At 35.6% G+C, this 2,693-nt stretch carries 3 protein-coding genes; 1 reads left to right on the forward strand and 2 read right to left on the reverse strand.

Features of this window, described 5'->3' with window-relative positions; all coding sequences use genetic code 11:
- Window positions 1–700 precede the first annotated feature (700 nt).
- Entirely contained in the window at window positions 701–1,072 is a 372-nt protein-coding gene (locus tag HMPREF0518_RS01760; protein WP_003625525.1) for a hypothetical protein, read from the forward strand.
- A gap of 155 nt (window positions 1,073–1,227) precedes the next feature.
- Here HMPREF0518_RS01760 and HMPREF0518_RS01765 read toward each other — a convergent pair whose 3' ends face one another.
- The gene (locus HMPREF0518_RS01765; protein WP_003625527.1) at window positions 1,228–1,818 is read right to left on the reverse strand and encodes a recombinase family protein; all 591 of its coding nucleotides are present in this window, start codon (window positions 1,816–1,818) and stop codon (window positions 1,228–1,230) included.
- 112 nt (window positions 1,819–1,930) lie between these two features.
- A partial coding sequence (locus tag HMPREF0518_RS01770) for a hypothetical protein (protein ID WP_003625529.1) occupies window positions 1,931–2,693 on the reverse strand: 763 nt, incomplete at its 5' end.

The following is a 2,693-nucleotide window of genomic DNA, read 5'->3' on the forward strand; positions in this document are numbered from 1 at the left end:
GATATTTTAAGTAAAAAATTTTTTGCTTTTTTGAACTCGCACAGAAAAATCAAAAAGCAATTAGGAAAATTTTGATAATTAGCAAAAAATTTTGATAAAAAAGTATGACGTAAGTAGACGTAATGTTTGACGCAAAAACCGCCAAGTTCGGGTTTTAACTAAAAAAGGTGACGTCTTTTTCCGCCAATTAAGGCTATAAGCGAACATTTTTGACGTCTAAAGACGCCAAAATTTCAAAAAGTGACCCCACTTCTAAAAATGCGAAATCGCTTGGTACAACCAAGCCCAGCACACCTTGCAAAACGGTGTGGGGTCAGATTTCCCTTATGCTCTTTACTGGAGAGAGTCAAAATCTCAAAAAAGACGTAAATTTGCGTCATGAAAAAATTAGACGACAAAAATTTAACAGTTTAAAAGTTCATTTTTCCTCAAAAAAACAAAACCACCCGTGATTTGTTTTTTCATTTTATGCTTAATCATAGGAAGCAAAAGCTTTCAAAATTATTTAATGGAAAACGGAAGGTGCTCGGAATGAACAAGTTTTCAAAGTATGAAATTTTTGAGGCAGCTGTGAAAGCTACCAAAGATAAGAACCTCACTTTAAAGGATGTTGAAGTTCAACTGAAAAAAATTAGGGTTTTCGACTTCAGAGAAAGAATTTTCAAATGCTACCAGGTTAGCAGTAGTCGCTCGTTTCAAATTGGAAAAAGCTAAGAAACAGTCAGATAAGCAATTGATTGCTTCACTGGAAAAAGCAGTTAAGCAACAGAAGACTGTGCACTTCTTATTTCTAACGCCGACGGTTGAGAATACGCATAAACAAAAAAGACCAGTAGAGGGTGCACTACATGGTCTTTTATTCTCTTCTGGGATTAGTCGTCCACCCTTGCTACCAATTAGCTACCTCGTCTTAATGCAGAAGAAAATACCCGTTGTCATTATTACGGATAACAGTGACGTTGAGAGATTTGCTTTTTTTTTAGGCATAGAATCGCTCCTCTCGGTTTCTGTTAAAAGGACAGGAAGTACTGCCAATATGACGCTACAAAAGATATCGGGAGTTGGCCAATGACGAGGGTGGGATTCGAACCCACATACCGTTCCTTTGTGCGCCCACAACATGATTATACATCTTAATCGATTTTAAGCTAAGTTTTTTGCACATCTATCGGCGTGAATCGAAAACTTGGCGGCAAATAACCGAGCATGCTGTTAGCCCATTTTTTGTTAATTATTTCGTTTGATTTTGTATTTTTTACGATATCTAATAAAGGTAGTTCGTTTAATACCCGTATTTCGGGCCACATCAATGTCACTCATACCGGTTTTATAAAGTTTAAACGCATGTTGCAAATGAGGATCATCTTCAGCGTATTGAGGCTTGCGACCATGATATTTGCCTTGCTGTTTGGCAAGATCGATGCCTTGTTGCTGACGCTCAATAATCCGTTTACGTTCGCTTTCAGCTTGATATTTATAGAGTTCAATGATTAAGTTGGTCATCAGTTGACGTAAGTTAGAATCAGCAATCCCTGTCATGGACGGTAAATTCAACACATCTAGGGTGGCACCCTTATTTTGAATGGTGTTCATGATCTTAGTCAAATCATGGTTGTTTCTGCCTAAGCGATCTAATTCAGTGACCATTACAATATCACCCTCACGAATATAGGCCAGCATTTTTTGCAGTTCTGGCCGATTAGTGTTAGCCCCACTTAATTTATCCGTAAATAATTTATCAACGTCTTTTAAAGCCGCTAACTGTCGATCTAAATGTTGCTCCTTGGAACTCACACGCGCATAACCGATTTTAGCCATTTCCAATTCTCCTTTTGGACAGTTCTAATGAACACTTGTAATTCCTAGTATAGCACAGAAATAAAAAAGACCAATAGGGTATACCCTAGTGGATATTTTCGGTTTAGTACTATTAATTCAGCTTTTCTATATTCAATGACCTTAGTTCCTCTTTTTTGAAGTATTGTGTCGCAAAGCAAAAAGAAGGTTGTATGCCTAAGTTTGTACCAGCTTCATTACCATAATTTGATTTTTTGTATGGAAACACAATGCCCAATCTGAATTCGTTTTGTATTGAGTACTTCATTGACTTCGTTCCTAGCATGCCTCGGCCAACTTGCTCCACAGACTTTTTACCTTCAAAATAGTCTTTTTCAAGTTTGTCCATTCTATTTACGTAATCCGTGATATACCAAACTTTTCGAGCAAATATTGTTGTTTCTTTTAGGATACCTTCTCGCTTACCTGCTTGGCACTCCTTAATTACACTCAATAAGTGAATCATATTTTGATAAGGAATAAAAATAAAGTCACGATTCTTGCCTAATTTTTCTTCGCATTTTATTAATGAGCATGATATTTCTTCCTTTACAAAACCGTTTTTGTCAAAGGAGTTTATATCTAGTTCTGTAAAACTAGTTATAAAAGCTGGCATGTCTAACGCTAGCTTTTCAAGTTTTCCCTCAAATTTATCATCAATTAAGTTATCAGCAGCTTCTTCACTATTTTTTGTAAAAGTATCAATATTTGATAACCATATAGATTTGAGATTAAAAAAGTTTTTCATATACTTTCTGTCTACAAATTTGATATAACCAACAGTGTTTTTAAATCTCAGCAATGCAATTTGAACATTTATTTTGTAGCTGTTTATAGTTTCCGATTTTAAATATAGG

The organism is Lactobacillus helveticus DSM 20075 = CGMCC 1.1877, from assembly GCF_000160855.1.
Lineage (GTDB): Bacteria > Bacillota > Bacilli > Lactobacillales > Lactobacillaceae > Lactobacillus > Lactobacillus helveticus.

Excerpts from the sequence above, each read along its gene's own strand:
- HMPREF0518_RS01765 (WP_003625527.1), bottom strand. The coding sequence starts at position 1,818 with ATGGCTAAAATCGGTTATGCGCGTGTGAGTTCCAAGGAGCAACATTTA.